The 24936-nt window shown below is 54.7% G+C and carries 28 protein-coding genes; 24 read left to right on the top strand and 4 right to left on the bottom strand.

The features are described 5' to 3' along the window. Positions 1-7: 7 nt before the first annotated feature. A complete protein-coding gene (locus PVA01S_RS21705) occupies positions 8-637 on the top strand; it encodes a stalk domain-containing protein (RefSeq protein ID WP_054797395.1) in 630 nt (209 codons plus the stop codon). Positions 638-669: 32 nt separating this feature from the next. On the opposite strand, the gene PVA01S_RS21700 is transcribed toward PVA01S_RS21705, so the two are convergent. Both PVA01S_RS21700 and PVA01S_RS21695 read right to left on the bottom strand, forming a co-directional pair. Beyond that, a complete protein-coding gene (locus PVA01S_RS21700; RefSeq protein WP_054797396.1) occupies positions 670-1203 on the bottom strand; it encodes a prepilin-type N-terminal cleavage/methylation domain-containing protein in 534 nt (177 codons plus the stop codon). Then, positions 1196-1702: a type IV pilus modification PilV family protein gene (locus PVA01S_RS21695; RefSeq protein WP_164751927.1), complete on the bottom strand. Its 507-nt coding sequence runs from the start codon at positions 1700-1702 to the stop codon at positions 1196-1198. The genes PVA01S_RS21700 and PVA01S_RS21695 overlap by 8 nt, the downstream gene beginning before the upstream one ends. Before the next feature lie 89 nt (positions 1703-1791). Here PVA01S_RS21695 and PVA01S_RS21690 point away from each other — a divergent pair, with 89 nt between their 5' ends. Then, positions 1792-3993, top strand: a complete 2202-nt coding sequence (locus PVA01S_RS21690) for a hypothetical protein (RefSeq protein ID WP_127609488.1) — start codon at positions 1792-1794, stop codon at positions 3991-3993. A 100-nt stretch (positions 3994-4093) separates the two neighbouring features. After that, positions 4094-4300, top strand: coding sequence for a hypothetical protein (locus PVA01S_RS21685; protein ID WP_054797400.1), 207 nt, complete (start codon positions 4094-4096; stop codon positions 4298-4300). 101 nt (positions 4301-4401) lie between these two features. Here PVA01S_RS21685 and PVA01S_RS21680 read toward each other — a convergent pair whose 3' ends face one another. Continuing rightward, complete coding sequence (locus PVA01S_RS21680) at positions 4402-5268, bottom strand: carotenoid biosynthesis protein (protein ID WP_127609486.1); 867 nt, start codon at positions 5266-5268, stop codon at positions 4402-4404. Continuing rightward, positions 5262-5441 (bottom strand): hypothetical protein, encoded by a 180-nt coding sequence (locus PVA01S_RS21675; protein WP_127609484.1) that lies wholly within the window; start codon positions 5439-5441, stop codon positions 5262-5264. The genes PVA01S_RS21680 and PVA01S_RS21675 overlap by 7 nt, the downstream gene beginning before the upstream one ends. Before the next feature lie 69 nt (positions 5442-5510). On the opposite strand from PVA01S_RS21675, the gene PVA01S_RS26800 reads away from it, so the two are divergent. The 21 genes from PVA01S_RS26800 to PVA01S_RS21580 all read left to right on the top strand — a co-directional run. Next, complete coding sequence (locus PVA01S_RS26800) at positions 5511-5678, top strand: hypothetical protein (RefSeq protein WP_155613960.1); 168 nt, start codon at positions 5511-5513, stop codon at positions 5676-5678. A gap of 79 nt (positions 5679-5757) precedes the next feature. Further along, positions 5758-8043 (top strand): DEAD/DEAH box helicase, encoded by a 2286-nt coding sequence (locus tag PVA01S_RS21670; protein WP_127609482.1) that lies wholly within the window; start codon positions 5758-5760, stop codon positions 8041-8043. Then, complete coding sequence (locus PVA01S_RS21665) at positions 8040-9713, top strand: ribonuclease H-like domain-containing protein (RefSeq protein ID WP_127609510.1); 1674 nt, start codon at positions 8040-8042, stop codon at positions 9711-9713. Before PVA01S_RS21670 ends, PVA01S_RS21665 begins: the two co-directional genes overlap by 4 nt. An 83-nt stretch (positions 9714-9796) precedes the next feature. Continuing rightward, on the top strand, positions 9797-10606 hold the full coding sequence (locus PVA01S_RS21660; RefSeq protein ID WP_127609480.1) for an Fpg/Nei family DNA glycosylase: 810 nt from the start codon (positions 9797-9799) through the stop codon (positions 10604-10606). An 18-nt stretch (positions 10607-10624) separates the two neighbouring features. Continuing rightward, on the top strand, positions 10625-11476 hold the full coding sequence (locus PVA01S_RS21655; protein ID WP_054796425.1) for a deoxyribonuclease IV: 852 nt from the start codon (positions 10625-10627) through the stop codon (positions 11474-11476). Continuing rightward, positions 11473-11814 (top strand): cyclic-phosphate processing receiver domain-containing protein, encoded by a 342-nt coding sequence (locus PVA01S_RS21650; RefSeq protein WP_054796426.1) that lies wholly within the window; start codon positions 11473-11475, stop codon positions 11812-11814. Before PVA01S_RS21655 ends, PVA01S_RS21650 begins: the two co-directional genes overlap by 4 nt. A gap of 13 nt (positions 11815-11827) precedes the next feature. Further along, a complete protein-coding gene (locus PVA01S_RS21645) occupies positions 11828-12604 on the top strand; it encodes an ABC transporter ATP-binding protein (RefSeq protein ID WP_127609478.1) in 777 nt (258 codons plus the stop codon). Further along, entirely contained in the window at positions 12601-13638 is a 1038-nt protein-coding gene (locus PVA01S_RS21640) for an SAM-dependent methyltransferase (protein ID WP_054796427.1), read from the top strand. The genes PVA01S_RS21645 and PVA01S_RS21640 overlap by 4 nt, the downstream gene beginning before the upstream one ends. A gap of 15 nt (positions 13639-13653) precedes the next feature. Further along, the gene (locus PVA01S_RS21635; RefSeq protein WP_127609476.1) at positions 13654-14277 is read left to right on the top strand and encodes a class I SAM-dependent methyltransferase; all 624 of its coding nucleotides are present in this window, start codon (positions 13654-13656) and stop codon (positions 14275-14277) included. Between the two features lie 44 nt (positions 14278-14321). Continuing rightward, entirely contained in the window at positions 14322-14792 is a 471-nt protein-coding gene (locus PVA01S_RS21630; protein ID WP_054796428.1) for a DinB family protein, read from the top strand. Positions 14793-15132: 340 nt separating this feature from the next. Beyond that, the gene (locus PVA01S_RS26795; protein WP_155613965.1) at positions 15133-15309 is read left to right on the top strand and encodes a hypothetical protein; all 177 of its coding nucleotides are present in this window, start codon (positions 15133-15135) and stop codon (positions 15307-15309) included. Between the two features lie 5 nt (positions 15310-15314). Continuing rightward, positions 15315-15896 carry an N-acetyltransferase gene (locus PVA01S_RS21625; protein ID WP_127609472.1) on the top strand — a complete coding sequence of 194 codons (582 nt, stop codon included), beginning with the start codon at positions 15315-15317 and terminating at the stop codon, positions 15894-15896. 155 nt (positions 15897-16051) lie between these two features. After that, the gene (locus PVA01S_RS21620; RefSeq protein WP_054799431.1) at positions 16052-17164 is read left to right on the top strand and encodes a P-loop NTPase family protein; all 1113 of its coding nucleotides are present in this window, start codon (positions 16052-16054) and stop codon (positions 17162-17164) included. Next, positions 17161-18393 carry a TadA family conjugal transfer-associated ATPase gene (locus tag PVA01S_RS21615; protein ID WP_244933016.1) on the top strand — a complete coding sequence of 411 codons (1233 nt, stop codon included), beginning with the start codon at positions 17161-17163 and terminating at the stop codon, positions 18391-18393. Before PVA01S_RS21620 ends, PVA01S_RS21615 begins: the two co-directional genes overlap by 4 nt. Before the next feature lie 24 nt (positions 18394-18417). After that, the gene (locus PVA01S_RS21610; RefSeq protein WP_127609468.1) at positions 18418-19245 is read left to right on the top strand and encodes a type II secretion system F family protein; all 828 of its coding nucleotides are present in this window, start codon (positions 18418-18420) and stop codon (positions 19243-19245) included. A gap of 7 nt (positions 19246-19252) precedes the next feature. Then, positions 19253-20128 (top strand): type II secretion system F family protein, encoded by an 876-nt coding sequence (locus PVA01S_RS21605; protein WP_230875930.1) that lies wholly within the window; start codon positions 19253-19255, stop codon positions 20126-20128. A 30-nt stretch (positions 20129-20158) separates the two neighbouring features. Continuing rightward, positions 20159-20392: a Flp1 family type IVb pilin gene (locus PVA01S_RS21600; protein WP_054796431.1), complete on the top strand. Its 234-nt coding sequence runs from the start codon at positions 20159-20161 to the stop codon at positions 20390-20392. Positions 20393-20398: 6 nt separating this feature from the next. Then, positions 20399-21433, top strand: a complete 1035-nt coding sequence (locus PVA01S_RS21595) for a hypothetical protein (protein WP_244933015.1) — start codon at positions 20399-20401, stop codon at positions 21431-21433. A gap of 23 nt (positions 21434-21456) precedes the next feature. Further along, complete coding sequence (locus PVA01S_RS21590) at positions 21457-23745, top strand: hypothetical protein (protein WP_244933014.1); 2289 nt, start codon at positions 21457-21459, stop codon at positions 23743-23745. Positions 23746-23782: 37 nt separating this feature from the next. Further along, positions 23783-24439 carry a TadE/TadG family type IV pilus assembly protein gene (locus PVA01S_RS21585; RefSeq protein ID WP_127609464.1) on the top strand — a complete coding sequence of 219 codons (657 nt, stop codon included), beginning with the start codon at positions 23783-23785 and terminating at the stop codon, positions 24437-24439. Between the two features lie 2 nt (positions 24440-24441). Further along, on the top strand, positions 24442-24936 hold a 495-nt coding region (locus tag PVA01S_RS21580), incomplete at its 3' end, for an A24 family peptidase (protein WP_244933013.1).

Here is a 24936-nt window from a genome sequence, read left to right as displayed (position 1 = left end):
GGGAACGATGAACAAAAAGGTGGTTACCGCATTAGCGCTGGCGACGACGCTGGCGACTTCAGCTACCGTATTTGCGGAAGGCGGCTTGAAATCGATTCAGGTTTTATTTGAAAGAATCCATGTTGCCGTCAATGGCCAGCAAGCAGAGCTGGGCAAGGATTCAATTCTATACAACGGCTCCATCTATGTTCCTCTTCGCAGTCTAGCCGAGATGCTGGGCGCTGAAGTAAGCTGGAATGATGCCAACAGGTCTGTTAATCTGGATTTTATCAAGTCGCAATCGGCTGCCCTGCAAGCTTCTTCCGAACAAGGCATCTATCAATATGTTGCCATGACGAATAATTCTATTCTTTCGGAGCTGTTGAAGGCTTTGAAGACGACCGATACGGGCAGCATGCAATCCATCCGGGAACGGTATTTGAGCTTGGAGGATACCGTCAGAGATTTACAGGACGAGGAATTGGCCAATTCGTTTGCCAAAATGGCGGCAGCAGTGGAGCTTCTGCGGGGTGGTTGGGAAAGTAAAAATTTGGATGATTACAGCATCGCCTGGACCATATTTAATACGAATGCGGAGAAAGTCAATGCCATGTTGAAGGCCAAGCTACAGGGAAGCACCGCGTCTGCGCAAAAATAGGAAAGCCGGGTTAACATGACCCGGCTTTTCCGCTACCGATATTGATTCCAGGACGGGATGCTGATTGTGGTACTAAAATGCTGCATGTGCTTATCCGTTGTTCTGAAGTTCAAAGAAATCCGGATTGCCTGGGCTTGTAACGGGGAGGAACCGGTGATGATTTGCCCATGGGCATCGATCAGTTCGGCGTGCGCCTCCGTGACATTCGTTGCGATCAAGGTTGTGGCGACCCGATTGTTTGCTCTGGTGATGACGCTAAGATTCGTGCCTTCCCGCCGGTAATGCACGAAATCGTCGGGGGTATCGGGATTCCCGTCCGGAGCGGTTAATTCCAGGAAGTTCTCGTCGCTCTGCGAAATGACATAAGGTTGTTCCCTGACGCGATTCACGATATGCTCGGTAACGAGTCTGGCATTTTCCTGAGTCGATTCGCGTGCCGTTACGGTTGCAAATCCTGTGTAGGTTTGAAAAATAGCCGACGAAACAACTCCTATTACAATGGCAGCTATGGTAATGGCGGCGAGAAGTTCTACCAAGGAAAGGCCGCGTTCATTCAGTCTATTCACCTAATCCCCGCCTCTCGACGTAGCTCTGCAAGGAGTAGCTTGTTCGCAGCGCCTCGTTCTCCACTTCGACTTCAATATGCGAAAAAAAGTCGTGATAAGGAAAGGTATACGACTGGGAGGCGTCGTCCGGATTTGGTATCGTGATCCTTTTATCAGCGGGTATCGGAATGTTTCTAATGACAACCGTAAACTGTCGATCCGCGCCGGAAGGGTAATATACGGTTACGGCCTGGATGTCTGCGGATGGTTCTCGCAGCAGCGCCAAATCAATTTCTTGATGGTCTTCAAAAATAGTCATACGCTCAGCGCCAGAAGGCAGTTGTCCTTTAAGCTCCTCGATAACGGTTCTTGCAATATTGACGGACACGTCGCGTCTTTCTTCCCGATGCGAGAATTGGAAATTTTGGCCGAATAGGAGTGAAAAGGAGATCATGGCTACGCTTAGTATGGCTACGGCAGCCAGCACTTCGAGTAACGTAATCCCTCTTTCGTTATTCACAACAACACGCCCTTTTTGCACTAGGTCATTTGTATTATACTTTTACTATAGAGGATAACATGAAAACTTGTAAAGAAGGAATGGGGCATATGAAAATAGTCTCAGCCGAACGGGGTTCTGCGTTAGTATTGGTTTTGTTTTTTGTCGTATTAATAGGTTTATTGTCGACGCCCTTGTTGTTTAGCACACGTCAAGGCCAACTGAACACGATTCGGGGAGAACAGTCGGAAAGAGCCTACTATTTAGCTGAAACAGGAGCTTTGATCGCTCAGCGGGCGCTATATGAAGCGGTCAGACACGAGCAATACAGATTAACCCCGGATCATCTGAATTCAATTATCCAACGTATAAGCGCCGTGCCGGACGTGCTTTATGATTCCGCCAGTCCCCAGGTGACATTGGAAGGGGGGGCAAATGACAATCTTCAGTTGGTATCGACGGGCCAATCCAAAGCGATTTCGCGGACGATCCGGCTGAATTTCAACGTCAATCCGGGGACGCCAGGCGACGGGGCCGATAAATATAGTGTACCGGGCGGAATTTTCGGTCAAGAAGCGGTAACGCCTACCATTACGGCCGGGAAGCTGCAAATTTTCAAACGTCCTGACGGAGACATCATCGCTCAGGACGACACTGTGCCGAAAGCCAAATACGATGCTGATTTCACCGAATATTTTAATGCCCAATTTAACCAGAAGCCTGCTCCTTTAGACCCCGTTGCGATCCCGGCCGCTTCCCCATTGAGAGTGCCGGAAACACCTCTGAATGTATATACCTACACGAACCCGGACACGAACAAGCTGATGCTGAAAGCGGGGAGTCTGGCATCCTACGCCTTATCACCGGGGAGTTCAAATCCTGTATGTACGCCTTCGGCGGGAAGTGTCATTATCGATTTATCGAATTCGGATCCGATTAACTGCGATATCGTTTCCGGCGGCGACATCACCATTAACTCCAACTGGAACAATTTAACGGTTAACGGCAATATCATCGCAGCCGGAAAAATTACGTTTAATACAAATTGGGCGAATGCTGTCACCGTAAAAAAAAACATCATTAGCGGCAAAACGTTAAGCGTCGGCAATATGAGCGGGAAATTTCACGTCGTAAACGGTTCGATGAGCAGCAAGGAAAATATCCTGTTTGAACAAATGTCCGCTTTGGAAATTGGTGAGTCGTTGATTTCCGGCTTTCTCTCAACCGCAAACGCGGATTCCACGGGGATTAAATTTAATCAGATCGGCGACCGCTTGTCGATTGGCAAAGATTTGAGCTCTCAAGGGTATATTTATTTTTCGAAACAGCTGGGCGGTTGGGGGACGGAAAACAAAATCGGACAGGCGCTTTTGGCGGGGAAAGGGGTTTATTTTGAAGGATTTCGGAGGCTCGCCATCGGCAGTCCGAATAATAGCCTCAGCATGTTTCGAAGTCAGGGCACGGTAACCTTTAATGCCAATTGGGATAAACTTGAAATTTGGGGACCGATCGCAGCGGACAAGGACATCTTTTTCAACAGTTCCGTTAATGACATGACCGTTCACGGGGCGATTCGCTCGGACGGCAGGATTACGTTTAACAACACCGTAAGCGGATTGACGGTGCAAGGGCCGATCGCAGCAACGGGCCATGTTATGTTCAATAATACATTAAGCTCGGCCCGTGTATCCGGATCTATCAGCTCCAAGGGCAGTATTACGTTCAAATCAACCGTCGGAGGATTGAACTTGCTTGGAGCGGGCAGCTCTATCCTTGCTGGAAGCGACATTTTATTTCAAAATACGATTACCGGTCTTACGGTTCCAGGCAGTCTTGGCAGCGACGGGAGCATAACCTTCGCCAATACGATCGCCGGCACGGAAATTGGAGGTTCCATCTACTCCGGCGGGACGCTCACCTTGAGCAATGCCGTTGACGGCTTGCAAATCAAAGGATCGATTTATACAAACAGCACGGTGATTGGCAGCAGCAATACCTTTCCTAATATGACCGTGGACGGGACTTTTTTATCCAAGGGCAGCATTGAGTTTAACAATAGCATTACCGGGTTAAAAGTAGGCAGCTATATGGCCACAATGGGAGATATAAACTTCAAGAAGGACATCGGCGGTTCTCCGCCGTCCTTCGGAGGATTGTCGGCGGGCAGACAAATCGGCGTGTTTCCTTCTTATTACGGAAACCCTGAATTCAGGAACAGAACGGTTGTGCGCGTCAAGAGGAATCCGCCTACAGGAGGCGGAAGCCCAAGCAGTCCGCCTACGATCGAGTTTGGAGGATGGCAGGCGCGTTGACCCTCCGGCCGTCCCCTCCAGATAGCCGTCTAGTATGAATTGACATGGATTGGGTTAGAATAGTTGCAGTAAAAAATCAAGCTGTAGGGGGAGTTGCGGCATGGACTTTACGAGCCAAGATATCGCCGTTATCGAACAGGCCTTGCAAATTGCGATTAGGTCCCAGGGCGAAACAGGCAGCATTCGGTCGTACCAAGAAGTGCTGAGCAAACTGAAAACCAATGCCGCGGCGGCGATGCAGCCATCGAGACTCTTGTCCGAGGACGGTTTTCGATTTGATTACGACGATTCTTCCGATCTTCTGTAAACATAAGAATAAGACCTAACCCGGCTTGGAGCAGCCCCGTTAGGTCTTATTTTCTTGTCGTGCGGCCGCTTCTGCGACACGAAGGCCGCTGAGCGCAACCATCATGAGAACGCCTCTTTCCGCCTCCATAAGAAAAGCAAGGCGAGAAGCCCGACATTGGAAGCCGCTGCCCACCAGAGGCCGCTCTTCACGGCTAAAGTCAGAAACAACGATTCCAGCGTAAGCAGCAGCAGGAGAGGGATGAATTCGCCAAACGCTTCCCTGTTGCCCCGGCGGACCATATATTCATCATGCAAATAATTGATGATATTCATTATTAATAATGCCGTTAACCACCAGCAGACGTAATTGCTAAGCGGCACTGCATCGAACATGAGGTTCCAGGTCGCCGCCTCCTTTTGCACCCATGTCCAATACCGCTGTTTGACGGCTACCGGATCGAGCAGCAGGTCGATAGCCGTCACCATGCTGGCGGCCCAGATGGCGGGAAGCCAAAAGCTGCGCCGCTTCTTGCGAGCTCGCGCTTGCTTGATAGCCCTGGCGTTCGGCGCCAGCTTCTCCGCCAGGCTGAGTCCCCGCCAAGCGTCCGCAGCAGGTGAAGCGGGAGCGAACGCTTTCGCGATAATAAGCAGCATACACCAAGCGAACGGGATGGCCAGAGGCACCCCGAACACGAGCGGCGCGAATGCCGAACCGTAATCGTAGGCTCCGAACCACCGGCGGGTATGTACGCCGATCCATTCCGCTGCGTAGGAGATGCTCGAACAGACGACGAACAGAATTGCGGCCTGACGACTGCCGTATTTACGGGTATACCAAGTCAAGGCGGTGACGCCCCCGAGAATTAAATAAAAGCCGTTCACCCACGTGAGCCATCCGGGCAGGAAACCTCCGCTTACCAGCACATACCCGCACAAAAACCATAAGACGTATAAGGCTGTTAAACGAATCAGCCAGCGATTTACCATAGGAGTCGACTTTCTCCCGCAGCGGCCTCCCGTGACTTCCATGCGGTCGCCACGGCCTGAACAGCGGTTCGCTTTTTCTCGGGTAAGCTCGAGAAGGCGAGGTACAGACGGGGCGAATGCATGTTGACGACTTGTTCGCCTATTGGACAGGCTTCGATAAGCTTCGGAATCATGGAACTCACCTCATTATCAAGAATGGAAGGGAAGACGCTCCATTCTATGTATATAAAGATGGTGGACAAATGATACGGGAAATCGGACGAATGATACCGGGCAGCGAGGCAGGCTGCGAGCGATTCAGGCGGCAGGATAAAGTGAAGTTCGAAGTCCCGAACTTTATGCAGGGCGCCAAGCCGCTCGCGGATGATATCGAAAATAAAGTTGATGGATCGAACAGACATTCGGTATAATGGAGGAAACTAGGCTGACAACCTGCGGACGCTTTGCGGCCGCACCGGTTGCAGCGTCCGTCAGAAGGAGTCCGATTGCATGAACCGTTTGACCGGTAAAGTGTCTTCCATGAACGAATTGATCGACCTGGTTCGGGACACCCCGGAGATCATGAACCAAGTCACTTATTGGCACACGATCCCCGCTCGCGAGGGGCGTTACGAAGCTTTTCCCGAAGGGTTGAATACGCAGCTGCGCGATGCGCTGCAAGCTCGCGGCGTCGGCAGGCTGTATACGCATCAAGCCGAAGCTTTCCGCGAGGTTGCGGCCGGTCGTCACGTCGTGGCGGTTACACCGACCGCTTCAGGCAAGACGTTATGTTATAATTTGCCGGTGCTGCAAGGCATTCTGAACGACGAGAGCGCGCGAGCGCTCTATTTGTTTCCGACCAAAGCGCTGGCGCAGGATCAGGTTGCGGAGCTGCAGGAGCTGGCGACGGTGATGGGGGCGGATCTGAAGACGCATACGTACGACGGCGACACCCCGCCGAACGTGCGGCAGGCGATCCGCAACGCCGGGCATATCGTCGTGACGAATCCGGATATGCTGCATTCGGCGATTTTGCCGCACCATACGAAGTGGGTCAAGCTGTTTGAGAATATCCAATATATTGTCATCGATGAGGTTCACTCCTATCGCGGCGTTTTTGGCAGTCATGTGGCGAACGTCATCCGGCGCCTAAAGCGGATTTGCCGGTTTTACGGCTCGAATCCGCAGTTTATTTGCGCTTCCGCGACGATCGAGAATCCGAAGGAGCATGCCGAACGCCTCATCGGGGAGCAGGTATCGCTCGTGAACAATAACGGGGCTCCGTCGGGAGAGAAGCATTTTGTCTTCTATAACCCGCCGGTCGTCAACCAGCAGCTTGGCATCCGCAAGAGCAGCGTGCTGGAGACGCGGAGAATCGCCGGGCTGCTGCTGAAGCAGGGCATTCAGACGATTGTCTTCGCAAGGAGCCGCGTGCGGGTCGAAATTTTGCTGACTTACCTGCAGGAGCTGGTCGCTCACGAGCTCGGACCGAAGACGATCCGCGGTTACCGCGGCGGGTACTTGCCGAAGCTGCGCCGTGAGATTGAACGAGGCTTGCGCAACGGCGATATTCGCGGCGTTGTGAGCACGAACGCGCTGGAGCTCGGCATCGATATCGGGCAGCTGCAGGCGTGCGTGCTGAACGGTTACCCCGGAACGATCGCCAGCACCTGGCAGCAGTCGGGCCGGGCGGGGCGGCGGCAGGAGAGCTCGATTACGTTCCTGGTGGCGAGCAGCAATCCGCTGGATCAATATGTGATCCAAAACCCGCAATTCTTCATCGAAAAACCGCCGGAGCGCGCGCTGATCGAACCGGACAACCTGATCATTCTGGTCGATCACGTCAAATGCGCCGCCTACGAGCTGCCGTTCGAAGCGGACGAGACGTTCGGCGGCGAGTCGCTCCACGATATTCTGGAGTTTCTGACCGACGAACGCATCCTGCATCGGGCGAAGGATCGCTGGCATTGGATGGACCAGTCGTTCCCGGCACATGACATCAGCCTGCGTTCGGCGGCCCAGGAAAATTTCATCATCATCGATATGACGAATGGGGCCAGGGTGCTCGGCGAGGTCGACCGCTTCAGCGCGCCGACGCTTATTCATGAAGAGGCGATTTATTTGCACGAGGGCGTGCAGTTTCAGGTAGAGAAGCTCGATTACGAGGAAAAGAAGGCGTACGTCCGCGAGGTCAACGTCGATTATTTCACGGACGCCAACCTGGCCGTACAGCTCAAGGTGCTGCATGTGCAGCGGGAGTCGGAGGAGCTCGGGCTGACGCGGCAATACGGCGAGGTTACGGTCAATGCGAAGGCGACAATTTTTAAGAAGCTCAAATTGAACACGCACGAGAACATAGGTTCGGGTCCCATTCATTTGCCGGAAGAAGAGCTGCACACGAGCTCCTATTGGTTTACGTTCGACGACAAAATGGCGGCGGACATGTCCGTGAACGACATGCAGTTTGCGCTGCTCGGGCTGTCGAACGTGCTCGTGCATATCGCGCCGCTTTATCTCATGTGCGATCCGCACGATATTCGCGTCGTGCCGCAAGTGAAGGCCGTACATAACAAGAAGCCGACGATCTTCTTCTATGACCGATACCCCGGAGGCGTCGGGTTAAGCGAGCGGTTGTACGAGATGCACGGAGAGCTGCTTCGGGAAGCGGGGCGGATTATCGATTCGTGCGGCTGCTTGAGCGGCTGCCCGGCCTGCGTCGGTCCGATCGAGGAGGTCGGATTGACCGGCAAGCGGCTGGCGCTCGACCTGCTGATGCGGGCGGGTGGACGGCGATGAGCTCGCTGCGCGAGAGGCTGCTGCGCCACAAGAAGCCTTCGGCGGGAAGCGGGGAGCTGAGCCCGGGGACGACCGCGGAGGGCGGGCAGGTTCTCGCCGCCCGCGACGGGGAGCGTGGGAGTCTGTGGAACGAGGCGGCAGGGGGAGCGGAGAGCGGGCGTGACGAAGCGGAGCGGGAGGCGAATCGTCCGCAGGCGGAGCCGGAGTCCGCGGAGACGCTGGCCTGGCGTGAGCTGGGAGCGGAGCTGCAGCCGGGCGAGTGGGGCGATTTTGTGATGCGGCGCGTCCACTTCGGGCTCGACCACGAGCATGGCCTACATGCGCTTGGCGAGCTGAGAGAGCGGGCCGAACGGCTGCAGCATCTGCTGGCGACGGGGAAGCGTCCCGGTACGAAAGGAAGACGCGGCGCTCAGCCGGCCGTACAGCCGCCGGACGATACCCCCGGCTCCGAATCGGCGGGTGTTGTCCCGAATGAGCCGGAGCAGCCGCCGTCTACGGCGGTCGAGCGGCTGCTGTTCATCGATACCGAGACCACGGGCCTCGGGCAGGGAGCAGGGAATGTGCCGTTTATGATCGGAATCGGGTATATGGAGGCGGATCGGTTTACCGTTGAGCAGATGCTCATACGCCATCCCGGCGAAGAAGCGTCCATGCTCGCTTATTTACAAACTAAAATTGCCGAGCGGCCGGTTCTGATTTCCTACAACGGCAAATCGTTCGACTGGCCGATCGTCCGCAACCGGTTCATCCTCAATCGAATTCCACTGCCGGCCGAACCGGAGGGACATCTCGATTTCCTGTATCCGTCCCGCAGCCTATGGAAGCGGACGCTGCCTTCGGTGCGTCTGGGGCAAGTGGAGACGTCCCGGCTCGGCGTATTCCGAAGCGACGATGTGCCCGGCTCGATGGCGCCCGTCCTGTATTTTAAATATTTGGCCGAGCGCAACCCCGAGGTGCTGTCCGGCGTGTTCCGGCATAACGAATGGGATGTGCTGACGCTGGCCGGGCTGGCTATTCATTTGGCCCGGCTGCTTGGGTACGAGTCGGATGGGGACGACGTGCAGGAGTTCGGACGGGAAGAATGGTTCCGCTATGGCAAGTGGCTGGAGAAGTGCGGAATATACGATGCGGCTATGGTGACGATGGAGGCGCTGGCACACGACTTGACGGAGCACGATACGGAGGCGGAGCCGGAGCGGGCCGAATTGGACAGCTGCGTGCTGCCGCTTGCTCAATATTTCAAGAAATACGGACGGTACGAAGAGGCGCTCGCGCTGTGGAACTTGTACATTCGTCGCATGGGAAGGGAGCGAACGGCTGCGCTCGAGCCTTTCATCGAGCTGTCGATGTACTACGAACACAAGGATAAACAGTTGGAGCTGGCGCTGCAGTACGCGCGTGAGGCGGAGGATGTGTTATGGCGACGCGACGCGTTGAAACGTAGCGTCGCGAAGGCAGGGCAGCGTCGGCGTTCGGCCGAGACGACGGACGAACCCTCTCCGGAAGCAGCCGATCTGATGAAACGGATCGAACGATTGGAACGGAAAGCGGCGAGCGCTTTATCCGGTGCCGCAAAGTCAGCAGCGTGCCGTCCCGAAGGCCAATCAGGCAAATCGCCTAAGAAACGAACGGGCACTGCACAGCTGGATTTGCTCTCGGACTTTTCTTAAGCGGATGTGAGCCCCGGGATGCGGTACATAAAACCGGTTCGACATGGAAATATAGAGGAAGACTATGTCGAGGGGGTGTCATTATGCCAGAGCTGCCCGAAATGGAAAATTACCGCCGCCTGCTGAGCGGATTGATCGTGAACCGTCTGATCACGGAAACGGAAGTGACGCGGGAGAAATCAATCAATATAGAGTCGCAACGGTTCGACCGGCTGCTTCGCGGACAATCGATCCGCCAGGTCGAGCGACGGGCGAAATATTTGCTGTTTACTTTGACGTCAGGAGAGACGTTAGTGCTGCATTTGATGCTCGGAGGCATTTTGTTCTACGGGACAGAAGCCGAGAAGCCGGAGCGTACCGTTCAAGTCCGCATCGGCTTCGGGGAGCGGTATTTGAATTTTATCGGGCTGCGGCTCGGCTACTTGCATGTCGTGGAAGCGGGACAGCTTCAGCCGCTGTTCGCCAAGCTCGGTCCGGAGCCGTTCGAGCCGTCGTTCACGGAGTCGGCGTTTACGGAACGGCTTGCCCGTCGTAAGGGAACGCTGAAAAGCAATCTTGTCGACCAGAGCGTGCTGGCGGGAATCGGCAATTGTTACAGCGACGAGATTTGTTTTGACGCCGGCTTGCGTCCTGCCCGTAAACCGGCGTCTTTGCAGCCGGTAGAATTCGAACGCTTATATCTGTTCATGCGGCGAGTGCTGGCGGAAGCGACGGAATTCGGCGGTTATATGGACATGCCGTTGTACCCCGGCGATCGTTTAACAGGCGGTTTCGATAGCAGGTGCCGCGTTTACGACCGTGAAGGGGAGCCTTGCTTGCGCTGCGGCGGTACGATCGTACGCGAGGATGTTTCCTCGAAGAAATCGTACTGCTGTCCGGCGTGCCAATCGTAGAAGGGCGGTGGTGAGGACATGAAATTCGGCTGTCATATCAGCATCCGACGCGGCTTCCTGGAAGCGGCCAAAACCGCCACCCTGTTAGGAGCCGACGCGTTTCAATATTTCCCGAAAAATCCGCGCAGCCTGACCGTCAAAGTGTTCCAGCGACAGGATGCGGCCGCTTGTGCGTCCTACTGCCGGGAGCGCGGGATCCGGTCGATCGCCCATACGCCTTATCCTACCCATATTGCGGCGGATCCGGGCGAGCTCCGGCAAGCGACGATCGATTCGCTGCGCAACGATCTGGACATTGCGGACGCATGCGGCTCCGTTGGCATTGTCGTTCATTTTGGCAAATTCCGGGGAAAAGACCCGTTACAAGGCTACAAAAATATTATACAATGTGTGAATGAAGTGCTTTCGGGTTATGCCGGGCAAACGTTATTGCTGCTCGAGAATCAGGCCGGTGAAGGAACGATGATGGGGACGACGCTGGAGGAGCTTGTACAGGTACGCCGGCTTTGCGAGCGGCCGGAGCTGGTCGGCTTTTGCTTCGATACATGCCATGCATTCGCTTCCGGACTGTGGCCATCTTCGCCGTCGGAGGGCTGGCGGCAGCTGGAGGAGCGGATGGAGCAAACCGGCTATTGGGCCGATCTGCAAGCGATTCATCTGAACGACTCGCTCTACCCGCGCGGCGGCTGTAAAGATCGGCATGCGCGGATCGGTCATGGAGAAATGGGCGAGGAGCGTTTTGCCGCGATGCTCGGCTCAAGCAAGCTGCGTGAGCGCCTGAATTTGCCGGTCGTGCTGGAAACCCCTGTTCCTCGCGGCGTTACGCATGAATCGGAAATTTGTTATATTAGGGAGATGGGTACACGGTGATCCACGTATATTTGGATGATTTCCGCGCGTGTCCGCCTGGTTTCGTATTGGCTCGCAATCTCGAAGAGTGTTTGCTGCTGCTGCAAGAATATGAGGTTGACGTGTTGTCGCTGGATTACGACCTCGGCTGGGGTTTCCCGAACGGGCTTGAAGTCGTCCGCGCCATGATATCCTTGCGCGCTTACCCGAAACGAATCTTCCTCCATACGTCCAGCGATGCCGGCAGGAAGCATATGTATGAAATGTTGTACCAACAGAAGCCCGACCATGTGGCGCTTGTGAACGGCCCGGTGCCGCCCGAGCTGCTCATGGAGCTGGCTCATCCCGCTAAAGAATAGGTTGTGTGTACTGATGTCAGACGTATTATCGATGGATCAAATCCATTTTATCCGCGACGACCGCCATATATTGGCCGGCGTTCATTTCAACATCCGAGCCGGAGAGCATTGGGTCGTGCTCGGCCGCAACGGTTCCGGCAAGACGACGCTGCTCGAGCTGATGAACGGATACCAGTTTCCGTCTCGGGGTACCGTACGCGTTCTAGGCCATACGTACGGACAGTGCGACGTGCGGGAGGTGCGCAAAAGCATCGGTTATATCAGCCAGTCGCTTTATGAGAAATTGAATCCCGCCGATCCGGTATGGGAAGTCGTCGCTACCGGGGAATTCGGATTTTTGCGATTTTACGAAACGATCCCGCAAGGCATTCGAGAGAAATCGCTGGATAAGCTGCACGAGGTGCATCTGCTGAAGCTGGCGGATCAGCCGCTCGGCAGCTTGTCCCAAGGGGAACGGAAGAAGGTCATGCTGGCGCGAGCGCTCATGACGAGTCCGTCGATTCTGATTATGGACGAGCCGTGTGCCGGACTGGATCTGTATGAACGCGAGCGGCTGCTGGAAAATATCAATGTACTTGGCGGTGAGCAGATGACCGTCATCTACGTGACTCACCACATGGAAGAAATTGTTCCGATGTTTACGCATGTGCTGCTGATTGAGGAAGGCCAAGTGATCGCTTCCGGCGCGAAGCGGGATGTGCTGACCGAAGATAACTTAATGAAGGCGTTCCAGGTGCCGATCCGGATCGAATGGTTCGGAGACCGTCCTTGGATCAAGGTGACGGGATGAGTGAAGCGATGTTGATCGGCACGTCCAATCGCGGTTATGCCCAGCAGGCGCAGGAAGAATTGCGGCGGCTGTTCTCGCCAGCCGCGGTTCGTTTCGCTTGGCTGGCGCCCGGAGAAACGTTCACGTTTACCGTGGAGCTGGAGCGGGAAGAGGCGGTACGTCGCGTGCTTGCGGCGGAGCCGGTATTTCTGCGGCATATGTGCCCGGTGGATGCGCAGACGTCCTGGAACGGAACGCTGGAAGAAGCCGCTGCGGCGCTAAAGTCGGCGATGGAAGCGTATCGCCCGTTCGTGCCGACGGGCTCGGCGATTGCGGTGCAAGCGCGCAAGCCGGAGACGGAGACGGGGCTTCCGTCGCCGTCAGCAATCAAGTCCATCATCGATCCGCTGCTCGAATCGCAGCTTTCGGCCGTGCCCGTCGTCCGGCAGGCGGATTGGATTTTGTCCGTATACATGACGGGGGAATCGTTGTTCACGGGCCTGTCGCGGCCTGCGCATAACTTGTCCGATTGGGCGGGCGGCGCTGTACGGTTCCGCAAGGAAGACGGTCAAGTGTCGAGGGCCAAATTCAAGCTGCTGGAAGCGGAGCTGGCGTTCGGGCTGGACTTCGGCCAATACAAGCATGCGCTTGACATTGGCGCCGCGCCAGGCGGCTGGACAAGCCTGCTGCTTGAACGGGGACTCGCCGTCACCGCCGTCGATCCGGCGAAGCTGGACGCATCGCTGGTGAAGCACCCGAAGCTGACCTATTTGGCCAAGAAAGCGGATGAAGTCGTTTTCGTCTCGGGCCAATTCGATTTGCTCGTTTGCGACATGAGCTGGAGCCATCGCCAAATGACGAAGCTTGTCCGGGAGCTGATGTATGCGCTGAAGCCCGGCGGCACGGCGATCATAACCGTGAAGCTGATGCATAAGAAGGCGTTTCAGACGATCCGTGAAGTCGTCGATGATTTCGCGGGCACGATGACGCTGCAGCAGGCTAAACAGCTTTTTCATAACCGGGATGAGTTGACCTTGTTCCTCATTCGTCAGTAGAAGGAGTAAAGGCGTATGACGTCGGAAGCGTATTGGGATGCGATCTTCGCTGGACATCAGGCGGAAAACCTCCGTTACGATTTATGGTTGGAGCCGTATGCGGAGATGCTGCAGCAGAGGAGTGGCCGTCCCATCCTCGATTTGGGCTGCGGCGCGGGCAACAATACGCTGTATGCGGCTGAGCGCGGTTGGCCGGTGATCGCCTGCGATCGATCCGGGGAAGCCTTGAAACGGGTAAACGAACGTCTGCCCGGTGTGCCGACGGTTCGCTTGGATTTGCGGGAACGGCTGCCGTTTGACGACGGAATCGCCTCGGCCGTGATCGCCGATCTTTGCTTGCATTATTTTTCATGGGCGGAAACGGTATGCATGGTCGACGACATTCGTCGCGTGCTTTCAGCGGACGGACTGCTGTTATGCCGGGTTAATTCCACGCGTGATCAGGAATACGGCGCCGGGCAGGGTACGGAAGTGGAGCCCCATTATTATGCGTGGGAAGGCCAATTGAAGCGGTTCTTCGACCGGGCACAGGTCGATCGTTTGTTCCGCGGCTGGACGCTTCTGAATGCCGAGGAGCAGGTCATGACCCGGTATGCAAAAGAGAAGCAGGTGTGGATGATCGCGGCGGCCAAGCGTTGACAGAAGGCGGCATGCCGTTACTAACATGCGGGAGGTTTGGGGACATGGAAACGCTGGTGCAAAGCTATGCGGAAGGTTACAATAAACTGGTGCAAGCTATCGAGGGAGTAACGGATGAAGAGCTGTTATTCAAGCCGGCCCCTGAGAAGTGGAGCATCAAAGAAGTTGTCATTCACGTATGCGATGCGGAGATGGTGGGGGTTGACCGCATGAAGCGGACGCTCTCGGAGCCGAATCCGCTGTTGTTCAAATTCGACCCGGATGCATGGGCTTCGCGAATGGATTACCAGTCTCTCGATATGCAGTTGTATTTGACGCTGTTTCAAGCGCTTCGCGCTTCTATGGTTTCCGTGCTCACAGCATTGAAGCCGGAAGATTGGGAGCGAACGGCCGTCCATAACGTGACCGGGAAGCACACGCTGGAGGACATCGTGCGCATGTTCGATCGCCACGTGGATACGCACATTCGCCAAATCGAGCGGAACAAGCAAGCTTATGCGGCCGTCGTTCGTTAGGCGATAATTGGCTTGCCATTTGCTGTTTTATGAGTATCGGATTGAGTTTGGAAGTTTTACAGAGTCCCGAGAAGCAAAAGCCTATGGTCGATGGCCATAGGTTATTTGTTTTGCAGCTTTGGTAACGCTTTCCGTAGGATTGAGATGGAATAACCCTATTCACGGATAATCGACACAACATTTTAAGATCTATTGAGATATATAGGGGAATAATGGTATATTCAATGTAACGTTACCATGGAATACGCAACATCATATTATGCCAAATCATTGATGAGTTTATACATGATCAACAACATGTTCTCATAGGATAATCTACCGAATGTTTTGGAGGTGTCCTGTGAAAAAAAGGAGAGAAAAGAAAATGGGGACTGCTGTAAAACCGATTACCCAAACACCTGAATTAAAAGGGAAATATGCTGACGAATTGTTGAAAGAAGCACTCAAAAAGCCGTCTCCGTCGGCAGTTGAAAGAAATCTTAGAGCACAAAGTCTGCTTAAAAAACTGAGAGGTTAACTTATTTGAAGAAATCTATTGGGGATTATATAGATAATTTCAGCTTAGTCAATCTCACTCAGGGTTATCGAATTGAAGAATTCCAATGCTCAATTGCTGAATATGAGAGTTTCTTAAAAGAACAGGCACTGGAGTTTCAAGAACTTAATATCTCACGAACGTTTTTACTTATTAACAAGATGAATGCGGATATAGTTGCTTACATGGCACTTGTTTCTGATTCTATCAGACTAAGTATTGATGAGAGAACAACCCATTTCCCAGAGAAAATTATGTTTCCCAATTTTCCGGCAATTAAAATTGGAAAACTTGCTGTAAGCAGTATCTACCAGCAGGAGTATAAGGGAATTGGGTCACTGATGATTGAACTTGCGAGAGGTATTGCTCAAGAGGTCAATGACTCTGTTGCTTGCAAATTTATTACTGTGGACGCAGATATAGAGAATGATGAGCACGTGACTGATTTTTATTATAAAAACAACTTTGTCTTGAATGAAGAAATCAATAAGGGCAAACGAAGAACAATAAGTATGCGATTAAATATTTTCGACGACCCTCAGGCAGCAGTTCAAGAAGATACTGCGTAGTTACCTTGTGGCTTTTTGTCATAGCACTTGCCATTTCCAGTATTTATGATATAATACGAATTAATTCAATAAAAGAAGCAGCGGAAGCACCGTTGTCAGGGATATTACCCCGACAACGGTGTTTTTTGTGCTGCAAGAAAGGAGGGGACGGCCTAATGGCCAAAATGCAGCTCGTGCTGCTGGATGCCGACACCTATTTCGGCGGGATGCTTTCCGCTTATATCCGTTCTTCGGAGTTTGCCGAGCGGTTCAGCTTTCATTGGTTTACGTCTCGGGCAGAAGGGTTTCGATTCGTCGAGGAAACGCGACAACCGCAAATTGTGCTGGTGCACGAAGCATGGCTGCCTCTGCATGAAGCGCTGTTCGCGTTGAAGACGGGTTGCACTGTTATCGTCAGTGAGACGGAGCGTACCGGCGGGGTGCTGGAGTATCCGGTTCTGTTCAAGTACCAGCCGTTGAACCGCCTCCTGTCGTCGGTTGCTTCTCATTATAACGAGTACAGCTATCTGGAACCGCTTCGGGGCAGCAAACGTTCCGGCGTTATTACCGTTTATTCGGCGGTCGGAGGAAGCGGCAAGACGGTAACCGCGGTCCATCTGGCCGCGCAGCTCGCCGAACATGGGGAGCGCACGTTATGTCTTTCCTTGGAGCGTCTGCCGTCGCGGGGCTGGTACGAAACCGAGCCGATGGAGAGCGAAACGAGCGAGACTTTCTCCCGGCTGCTGTACTATGCCAAAACGCGGCCTGAGCAAATCCCGGCCAAGCTTGAGCAGTTAAAGCGAACGCACCCGACATGGAAATACGATTTCATTCCGCCCCTTACGCACCCGGCGGAATGGGACGACATCGAGGCTTGCGACATCAGGAGGCTGTTCGAAGGCATCGTGAAAGCCGGGATCTACGATCGGATCATCGTGGATGCCGATTCCTCGGACGGGCCGTTGACGACGGAGCTGCTCAAAGTGTCCGGTCTCGTGCTCTGGCCGTTGACGGATGACGTCATTCAACTGCAAAAGTCGAAGGATTGGTTCGAAAGCCGCCGCCTGCGTCATCAGCAGGAAGCAGAGGAGTTGCAGGCTAAAGTCCGGTTCGTCCTTAACCGGTTTACCGGCACCCAGGCCAATGATATGGCATCGTACTCGTTTAAGGTCAGCGCACGGTTACCGTATGTGCCGGAATGGAAAAATGTCGCGCAAGCGGATCGCATGCTGTTGAGAGGATTTGCCGACGAGGCTGCGGCGCTTGTTCGAGGGGGCGGTTCGCCTTGACGGCGGAACAGAGCTGGATCGACCTGAAGCAGCAGCTGAAGCTGACCATTCAAGATCGGATCGACTACGGGTCCTCGCTTTCGGACGAGCAGCTGCTCGAGTTAATAGAAGCGGAAGTTTTCACCCGGTCGATGGAAAACTTTATTTCGGCCGGACGCAAGCATAAGCTGGTGCGGGACATCTTCGATTCGTTCCGCGGGCTCGACGTGATCCAGCCCCTGGTCGAAGACAAGGAAATTACGGAAATTATGATCAACTCTCATGAACGGATTTTTATCGAGAAGCACGGGCAAATGATACAGACAGATCTGGCTTTCGAAAGCCGGGAGAAGCTGGAAGATACGATTCAGGCGATCGTCGGCAAAGTGAACCGCATCGTCAACGAATCCAGTCCGGTTGTGGATGCGCGATTGACAGACGGCTCGCGTGTACATGTCGTGCTGCCGCCAATCGCACTGGACGGACCGACGATGACGATTCGAAAATTTCCCGCTCATCCGTTAAGCATGCGCGATTTGATCGCCATGCAAGCGATATCCGAGGAGGCGGCGCAATGGCTGATCCGTTTGGTCAAAGCCAAATACAATGTGTTCATCAGCGGCGGCACGGGTTCGGGCAAGACGACGTTCCTGAACGCCCTGGCCCAGCATATTCCGCCGGACGAGAGGGTCGTTACGATCGAGGATTCGGCAGAACTGCAGATCCGCGGCATACCGAATGTCGTACGGTTGGAGACACGCAACGCCAACACCGAGGGCAAGGGAGAAATCTCCATCCGCGAGCTGATTCGCGCTTCGCTGCGGATGCGTCCGAACCGGATCGTCGTCGGAGAGGTTCGCGGCGCCGAGGCGCTCGATATGCTGCAGGCAATGAACACCGGGCATGACGGAAGTTTGAGCACAGGTCATGCCAATTCGACGACGGATATGCTAAGCCGTTTGGAAACGATGGTTTTGAGCGGGGCGCAATTGCCGCTCGATGTCGTTCGCAAACAGATGGCATCCGCGATTGACGTGATGGTCCATTTGCAGCGGCTCCGGGATCGTTCAAGAAGAGTAACCGAGATTAGCGAGGTAGCCGGAATCGTGCAGGGGGAGGTGGTATTGAATCCGTTGTACCGGTTTGAAGAGCAGGGCGATCAAAGGGAAGGTCCGATTATCGGCGGCCTGGTGCCGACCGGCAATGAGCAGCGGCAACTGGCCAAGCTGCACATGAGCGGCTTGCTGTAGCAAAGCTGCGGAAGGAGGCGTGATATGGATTCGATGAAGAAGGCGATTTCGTTCCGCCGTAAGCTGGAATTCATCAAACGGGGGCAGTTCGGCGAAGAAAGCAATCATGCAGTTGTGGATTATAACGAGATCCGTTTGTCGAGCCGCGAGTGGATGGGGACGGTACTGCTGGGAGCCGGATTGTCGGGCGGTGTGGCATGGATTTTTTATAGACATCCGTTTGCGGTGCTGGCGTTCGCTTGTGCCGGGTTCGCCTTCCCGGCCATTCGCCGGAAGCAGCTGTTGTTGAAACGCAAAGCGCAGTTAAAAATTCAATTCAAGCAGCTGTTGTCCGCCATCTCCTCATCGCTAAGCGCCGGGAGATCGGTGGAGAGCGCCATCCGCGAGTCATTGAACGATTTGAGACTGTTGTATCCCGATGCCTCGGCCCTGATTATCCGGGAGCTGGAAATGATGGTCCGGCGCATGGACAACGGAGAGAGCATCGAATCGGCATTTATCGGTTTCGCCCGGCGTGCGCACGTGGAGGAAATTTCCCAATTCGCCGATATATTTGTCATTTGCAAGCGGACAGGAGGCAACCTGGTGCAGGTCGTGCGCAGAACGACACTGCTCATTCAAGAGAAGCTCGATATTGATCAGGATTTGCAGGTGCTGCTGGCGCAAAAAAAGTTCGAGTCAAAAGTGCTGGCCGTCGCCCCTGTCGTTTTTGTCGCCGTGATCGCGTGGAGCGCTCCCGATTATATGCTGCCGCTTTACGAAGGAACGGGGCATTTGATTATGACAGGCTCCTTACTGCTGCTGTGGATTTGCCGACTGTGGATTCAAACCATTATGGACATAAAGGTGTGAGCGGCGTATGTCGTGGATGCTGGTTTTGCTGCTGCTGCAAGTCACGGCGGCCACTATGCTGGCGGTGTCGTCTCACCGGTCGTACGCTTCCTGGTTACTGGAGTTCCGCCGGCTGCTGCCGAAAGACCCGCTGTATTGGGCAGCGGCTGCCGCCCTGTGCGTGATCGACAGGCTGCAGCTTGCGGAAAGGCTGAGCGAACCGCTCCATCATGTTCATCAAGTGATGATCGGCTTGCATGGCGCCAAGTCTGCCTTAACGCATACGCGGTGGTTTGTCGCGGGATCGGTGCTGATCGGATGGGGCTGGGTGCTTCTCTTTACGCTGCTCGGGTCGCTGCTCGATGATAACGCCGAAATGCTCGTTTACGGGCTGTTGTTAGGTGTGGGAACACCGCTGGCGCTGTACAAGAGAGAGCAGGGAGCCCTGATCCGCAAGCGGCGTTCGATGCTGATCGAGCTGCCGGAGGTGTTGAATCAGCTGATGCTGCTCGTCGGAGCGGGAGAGACGGTGCAGCAGGCATTGATCCGGATCGCCGACAAAACCGGGGCATCGGCCGATCCGCTGCGCATGGAGCTTTCCGAGGCGGCGCGAGCGTTGAAAATGAATGGTTCTTTTACAAAATGCATGGAGGATTTCAGCAAACGGTGTTCTCTCCAGGAAACGACCTTGTTTACAACAACGCTGCTTTTGAACTACAGACGCGGCGGCGAGGAGATGCTCGTTTCGCTGCGCGAACTGTCCATGACGCTGTGGGATAAGCGGAAGGCGCTTGCCAAGACGCTTGGCGAAGAAGCGTCGTCCAAGCTTGTATTTCCGATGGTGCTTATCTTTTTTATCGTCATGGTTATCGTGGCCGTTCCAGCCTTGTTAATGACGGCCTAATCATCTTTTACGAAGCGGGAGGAATGGGGAATGTTCGCATTTAGAGAGGCATGGAATCGGTTTTGGAAGGAGGAGGACGGGCTCGGGACGCTGGAGATTTTGCTCATCGTCGCGGTACTGCTGATTATAGCGATAGCTTTTCGTAAGTGGATCATGAAGTGGATGCAGCAATTGTTCAACAGCGCGGATTCCGAAATTAATACGGAAACGAGCAATTTGCGCGGGACAGGGAATCAATTGGGCCAGCCGCAAACGACCCCGTAACCGCTCATGGAGCGTCTGCTATTCCGTAAGGGCTTGGCGGCTCGGCTGAGGCGTCTGGCCTCCGCGAAGGAAGGACAATTTACGCTGGAGGCTGCATGGACGCTGCCGATTATCGTGCTGTTGACGTTCTCGCTCTTGTGGCTTGCGGTGATGATGTACCGCGAGTCCGGCTTATATTTCAACGCGGGCCGGTTGGCGGAACGAACGGCCTATGTCTGGGACAACAGCCGGAAGGACATGGTTACAGGAGCGGTCCGGCCTGAAGCCGGGGACGGACTTTATTGGCGGTTGGCTGACGACGGCCTGTCGCAATGGTTTAATGTGGCGAACCCGATGAGCCCGGTTCGCGTAGCTTTACCGCAGTCTGCAGGAGAAAGCGATACAGCGGAAGGGCCGGCCGGAAAATTGGCCCGAACGGCTGGCTTGCTGGATGTTTCCGTACGAGGCTCGTTGTCGTTTCAGCACTACGGTTTGTTCAGGGTCGTACGGGCGGCTTTGGAGAGGAACATCGAGGTGCCGGCAACGGCGAGCCGCTGGTTCAAGTCCACCGAGCTCGAAGCGTTCGCTGCGTCATATGTCGTCGAGCCGGTCGAAACGATCCGCTTGACGGACCTTACGCGGACATTCATCTCGGAAATTCAAGGGCGCATCAAGCCGAAACAAGCATTGGCGGCCATGGTGCAGCCCGCCTCCGACGTCAAGCAGCCGGTGCCGGTTACGAGCCATGCGCAAGCGGCGGAGTATGTGCGGCTGTTGGTGAACGGGACGGAGACGATCGTTCAAGCGACTCCCGAATCCAAACGGACGATCGACGCGCTTGACGCATCCGGCGTCGCGCATCAAGCCTACTACACGTTCAATGAAAAAAATTTACGCGAGGTCCAAATGCCCAAAGTTCTCGAGCTGTTAAAGAAAGGTGTGCAAGTAAAGGGCGTCGTCTGGCATTTTTTCAAAACCTCGAATCAGGATAAGATCAAGCTGTCGCAAGGCTTGAGGAAAGAGCTGGAGCGCAGCGGCATCGTCGTTGTGTTCCATGAATGAGGAGAACGGCGGGAGGTGAACGATTGTTCCGCTTCAAGCGATGGTGGCGAAGCGAAAAGGGCGGTGTTTCTATGTATCTCATGATGATTTTACTGCCGCTGCTTTTGTTCTTAGGTTTGTTGATTGACGTTTTACGCTGGAAAACGGCGGACCAGGAGGCGGAGCTGGCCGTGAAAGCCGGTGTCCGCTCCGTCATGTCCGCGTATTCCAAAAATTTGCAGGCTTACGGCTTGTACGCCATAGAAACGGGAACCGTCGATGCGAACGGCGAATTCGCCAAGACGGTGTCCGACAATTTGTCGGATTCTGCGGGAGCCGACCGATTCGTATGGATGCGTCAGGAGCTAGTGCCGGGAACGGCCAAAGTGACTCCAATATATCCGTTATCCAATCATCAAACGATGAGGCAGCAAATCTTAGAGGAAATGAAGTATCGCGCACCGCTTAACTTTGCGCTGGAAATTGTGGACAAATTTCAGAAAAACGGTGTTGCGGCCGCGATGGGAGACGCCTCCCGGTTCGGTGAACGCGCCTCTAAAGTGGAGGCTCTGATCGGGGAGCGCGACAAGAAGATGAACGAGGCATGGCAGGAGTTCGCCGCGATCAAGCAAAAATCGGCGGACATCACGCCGTTCTATCAAACGCAGCTGCGCGATTTGAACGAATTGAGCGCGCGTATCGGTGTTCATACGCTTGAAGATACGCGTTTGGCGCTTCAGCAGGCCAAGGCTCAGGCGACTGCCTTACAGAACCAGATCCGCAGCATTGACGGTTCAATCAATTCCTTGGCGCAGGCGGGCGCGGGCGCCGTTCAAGCGATCGCGCAGCTCGCCCAATCCCGCGCCGAGCTCGCCAGCCAGTATCAGATTGCGATGCAAACGGTAACCCAATACGAGGAGTTGATAGCCAATTTCGTGCGTTACGGCGAACTGCTGCTGGTCCTTCAAGGGAAAACCGCGCTGGATCAAGACGAGCTCCATACGAAACTCATCCGGTTCCAGCAAGCGTTCAAACAAACGGTACTAGCGAACGATGCGTTGAACGCCGAAATGGAGCAAATCAAGAACGGGGGAGGGGGCTCTTCCACAACGGCAAAAGCGGACGACGTGTTCGCCCGGGTGCAAGTGATCGGCAAACAGGAGCTGGATCAATGGGAGGCCGATGCGGGCGGAGCCGTCGCTCAATTTTCCGGCTTTCATGCGCAAATGAACGACGGTATTTGGTTTACGCAGCAAAAATATGCGAACACGATCGCTGCGGTCGAAGGCTCGAAGCAAACGCTCGATACCGCGTGGACACGCATGTCCCCGGAGATGAATCGCAGAAGTCAAAGCCAGAAGAACATTCAAGACGCGAAGCGGGAGCAGCGGGCGAAAACGCAAGCCGTATTGGATCAAGTGAGACGCGGCATCGGCGCTTGCAGTCTCGTCTCCGGCGTCGACCCTTACGAATCGTTGTATCACTCGCTTCAGGGAAATCCGGCAACGCCGGGGGTAAAAGGCTATTTCCAGACGTTCATGGAGATGAATCGTCAGCAGGATAACCTTGTCTCCGTCCCGACGGCTCCTTTAGATAATCCGGATCAGGCGGGTTTGAGCGCGCTTAAACTGGCATCCGGACTCGAGAACGTCCTCTCGACGGTTCGGGACGAGTATTATATCGATGATTACGCCGTCAGCAAGTTCAGCTACCGGACGCTCGGAATGGAGAAAGATTCGTACGGCCGCATCCGTACATCCAAAGAGCTTTCGATGCCGGAGCAGCATCCGCTTGCCAACCAGGAGGTGGAGTATATGATCTATGGCGCCGCTTCTTGCGCAGGCAATTATTCGCTTGCTTATGCGGAGATGTTTGCGTTTCGTCTTGCGATTGGCGTTGCGGAGGCGCTGCTTGCCCCGGACGCCAACTCGCTGGCAGCCGGTTCGCCGCTGCTGGTGCTGCTTGCGGCTGTTGCCGAAGGGGCCGTACAAGCGCAGCAGGATATGGCGCTTTTGATTCAAGGGGATTCGGTACCGGTTTCTAAAAAGCTTAGTTCGGCGATCGCTTTAAGCTATAAAGATTATTTGCGCATCTTTTTGCTGCTGCACAGTAAGGAAGCGGCGCTCTTGTCCCGTATTCAGGCTCTGGTGTATGTAAATACGGGTGTCGATTTAACCCAAACCGCGACCTACCTGTCCGGCAGCGCTTCGACTGCGTTTTCGTTCTGGTTTATGCGCGGTGTGACGCGTCTATTGGGAAATAACGGCTTTGCCGCATGCGGGGCGGATAAAGCGAGATGCAGCTTGTCCAAGACGGCCGATTTGCGCTACTAGGGTAAGTTATTTCGGGGTCCGATTGGAGGTGAACAGCATGCGGTGGGTGAAAGATCGTGAGGGCGGAATTGTCTTGGAAGCGGCGTTGGTGCTGCCGCTGTTCTTCTCGCTGCTTCTGCTGCTCGTATCGTTTATCCGTCTGTCTCTATGCGAAATGGCGCTTCAATCCACGGTTTCCGAAACGGCAAAAGTAATCGCCTCGAATATGTATCCGGTCGAGCTGTTGTACAACGAGGCGAAGCAGCAATGGGCCGCGAGTGCGCCCGGCGTTTGGTTCGATCAGGTGGTGACGCAGGCTAACGCCGCAAGGCAGCAGGTAGTGGACGCGGAATCGTTCACCGATAATTACAGCCGCTTCATCCCGGAGCCGATTGTGCGCCTGATGGCTTGGGAGAAATCGTATCGGGAACAGCTGGAGGCGAAGGGCGGCGAGTCGACGCAGGAGCTGAAAACGAGCATTCGCCGTCATGCGGCGGAAGCGGCGACGCCGATAATCGCCTCGTTTGCGGAAACCGGCATCTTACAACCGGAAAAGCTGAAAGTGACGGATTTACAGCTGCCGGATTTCAACGCGGGGACATCGGCATACGTCACGGTTGAAGCGCAGTACAGCTATACATTTTTGCTGCCGTTTTTCAAAAAAACGGTTGTGCTGCGCAAAAAAGCGACGGAACGCGCCTGGATCGGAGGATGAACATGTGGGCTTGGTGGATGGTTGGAATGATGCTTGCGCTTGCTTTTGCAACGGATATTCGTAAACAAATCATACCGAATTGGTTAACGGCAGCGGGGATTGGCGCCGGTTTGCTCGGGCATGGAATGGCTCAAGGCGGGTACGGGCTTGCTTTCTCGGCGGCGGGGCTGGCATGCGGATTTATACCGATGCTGCTGCTATATGCGGTGGGCGGCGTAGGGGCCGGAGATGTCAAGCTGTTTGGTGCGTTAGGGGCCATGACGGGCGCTGTTTTTACACTGTATGCGATGGTCGCCTCATTATTTTTCGCCGGTTTGATTGCCTTGATCGTCTTTATTTGCCGGCATGATCGCATGGTTCGGTTAAAAGAGACGTTTGCGATCGTATTTCAGCTCTGGATTTTACGCGACTTATCGGGATTCACGAGCAGTCACCGTGAGGACGGCAAGCTTCGCTTTCCTTTCATGTGGGCGGTGCTGCCCGGGACGGTTTACTCG

The sequence above is a fragment of the Paenibacillus validus NBRC 15382 genome, assembly GCF_004000985.1.
GTDB lineage: Bacteria > Bacillota > Bacilli > Paenibacillales > NBRC-103111 > Paenibacillus_G > Paenibacillus_G validus.
This window is presented reverse-complemented; position numbering and strand designations above follow the sequence as displayed.

Excerpts from the sequence above, each read along its gene's own strand:
- PVA01S_RS21690 (WP_127609488.1), top strand. The coding sequence starts at position 1,792 with ATGAAAATAGTCTCAGCCGAACGGGGTTCTGCGTTAGTATTGGTTTTG.
- PVA01S_RS21610 (WP_127609468.1), top strand. The coding sequence starts at position 18,418 with ATGGATTCGATGAAGAAGGCGATTTCGTTCCGCCGTAAGCTGGAATTC.
- PVA01S_RS21705 (WP_054797395.1), top strand. The coding sequence starts at position 8 with ATGAACAAAAAGGTGGTTACCGCATTAGCGCTGGCGACGACGCTGGCG.
- PVA01S_RS21585 (WP_127609464.1), top strand. The coding sequence starts at position 23,783 with ATGCGGTGGGTGAAAGATCGTGAGGGCGGAATTGTCTTGGAAGCGGCG.
- PVA01S_RS21630 (WP_054796428.1), top strand. The coding sequence starts at position 14,322 with ATGGAAACGCTGGTGCAAAGCTATGCGGAAGGTTACAATAAACTGGTG.
- PVA01S_RS21595 (WP_244933015.1), top strand. The coding sequence starts at position 20,399 with ATGGAGCGTCTGCTATTCCGTAAGGGCTTGGCGGCTCGGCTGAGGCGT.
- PVA01S_RS21680 (WP_127609486.1), bottom strand. The coding sequence starts at position 5,268 with ATGGTAAATCGCTGGCTGATTCGTTTAACAGCCTTATACGTCTTATGG.
- PVA01S_RS21645 (WP_127609478.1), top strand. The coding sequence starts at position 11,828 with ATGTCAGACGTATTATCGATGGATCAAATCCATTTTATCCGCGACGAC.
- PVA01S_RS21670 (WP_127609482.1), top strand. The coding sequence starts at position 5,758 with ATGAACCGTTTGACCGGTAAAGTGTCTTCCATGAACGAATTGATCGAC.
- PVA01S_RS21620 (WP_054799431.1), top strand. The coding sequence starts at position 16,052 with ATGGCCAAAATGCAGCTCGTGCTGCTGGATGCCGACACCTATTTCGGC.
- PVA01S_RS26800 (WP_155613960.1), top strand. The coding sequence starts at position 5,511 with ATGATACGGGAAATCGGACGAATGATACCGGGCAGCGAGGCAGGCTGC.
- PVA01S_RS21655 (WP_054796425.1), top strand. The coding sequence starts at position 10,625 with ATGAAATTCGGCTGTCATATCAGCATCCGACGCGGCTTCCTGGAAGCG.
- PVA01S_RS21665 (WP_127609510.1), top strand. The coding sequence starts at position 8,040 with ATGAGCTCGCTGCGCGAGAGGCTGCTGCGCCACAAGAAGCCTTCGGCG.
- PVA01S_RS21640 (WP_054796427.1), top strand. The coding sequence starts at position 12,601 with ATGAGTGAAGCGATGTTGATCGGCACGTCCAATCGCGGTTATGCCCAG.
- PVA01S_RS21660 (WP_127609480.1), top strand. The coding sequence starts at position 9,797 with ATGCCAGAGCTGCCCGAAATGGAAAATTACCGCCGCCTGCTGAGCGGA.
- PVA01S_RS21605 (WP_230875930.1), top strand. The coding sequence starts at position 19,253 with ATGTCGTGGATGCTGGTTTTGCTGCTGCTGCAAGTCACGGCGGCCACT.
- PVA01S_RS21600 (WP_054796431.1), top strand. The coding sequence starts at position 20,159 with ATGTTCGCATTTAGAGAGGCATGGAATCGGTTTTGGAAGGAGGAGGAC.
- PVA01S_RS21635 (WP_127609476.1), top strand. The coding sequence starts at position 13,654 with ATGACGTCGGAAGCGTATTGGGATGCGATCTTCGCTGGACATCAGGCG.
- PVA01S_RS21685 (WP_054797400.1), top strand. The coding sequence starts at position 4,094 with ATGGACTTTACGAGCCAAGATATCGCCGTTATCGAACAGGCCTTGCAA.
- PVA01S_RS21675 (WP_127609484.1), bottom strand. The coding sequence starts at position 5,441 with ATGATTCCGAAGCTTATCGAAGCCTGTCCAATAGGCGAACAAGTCGTC.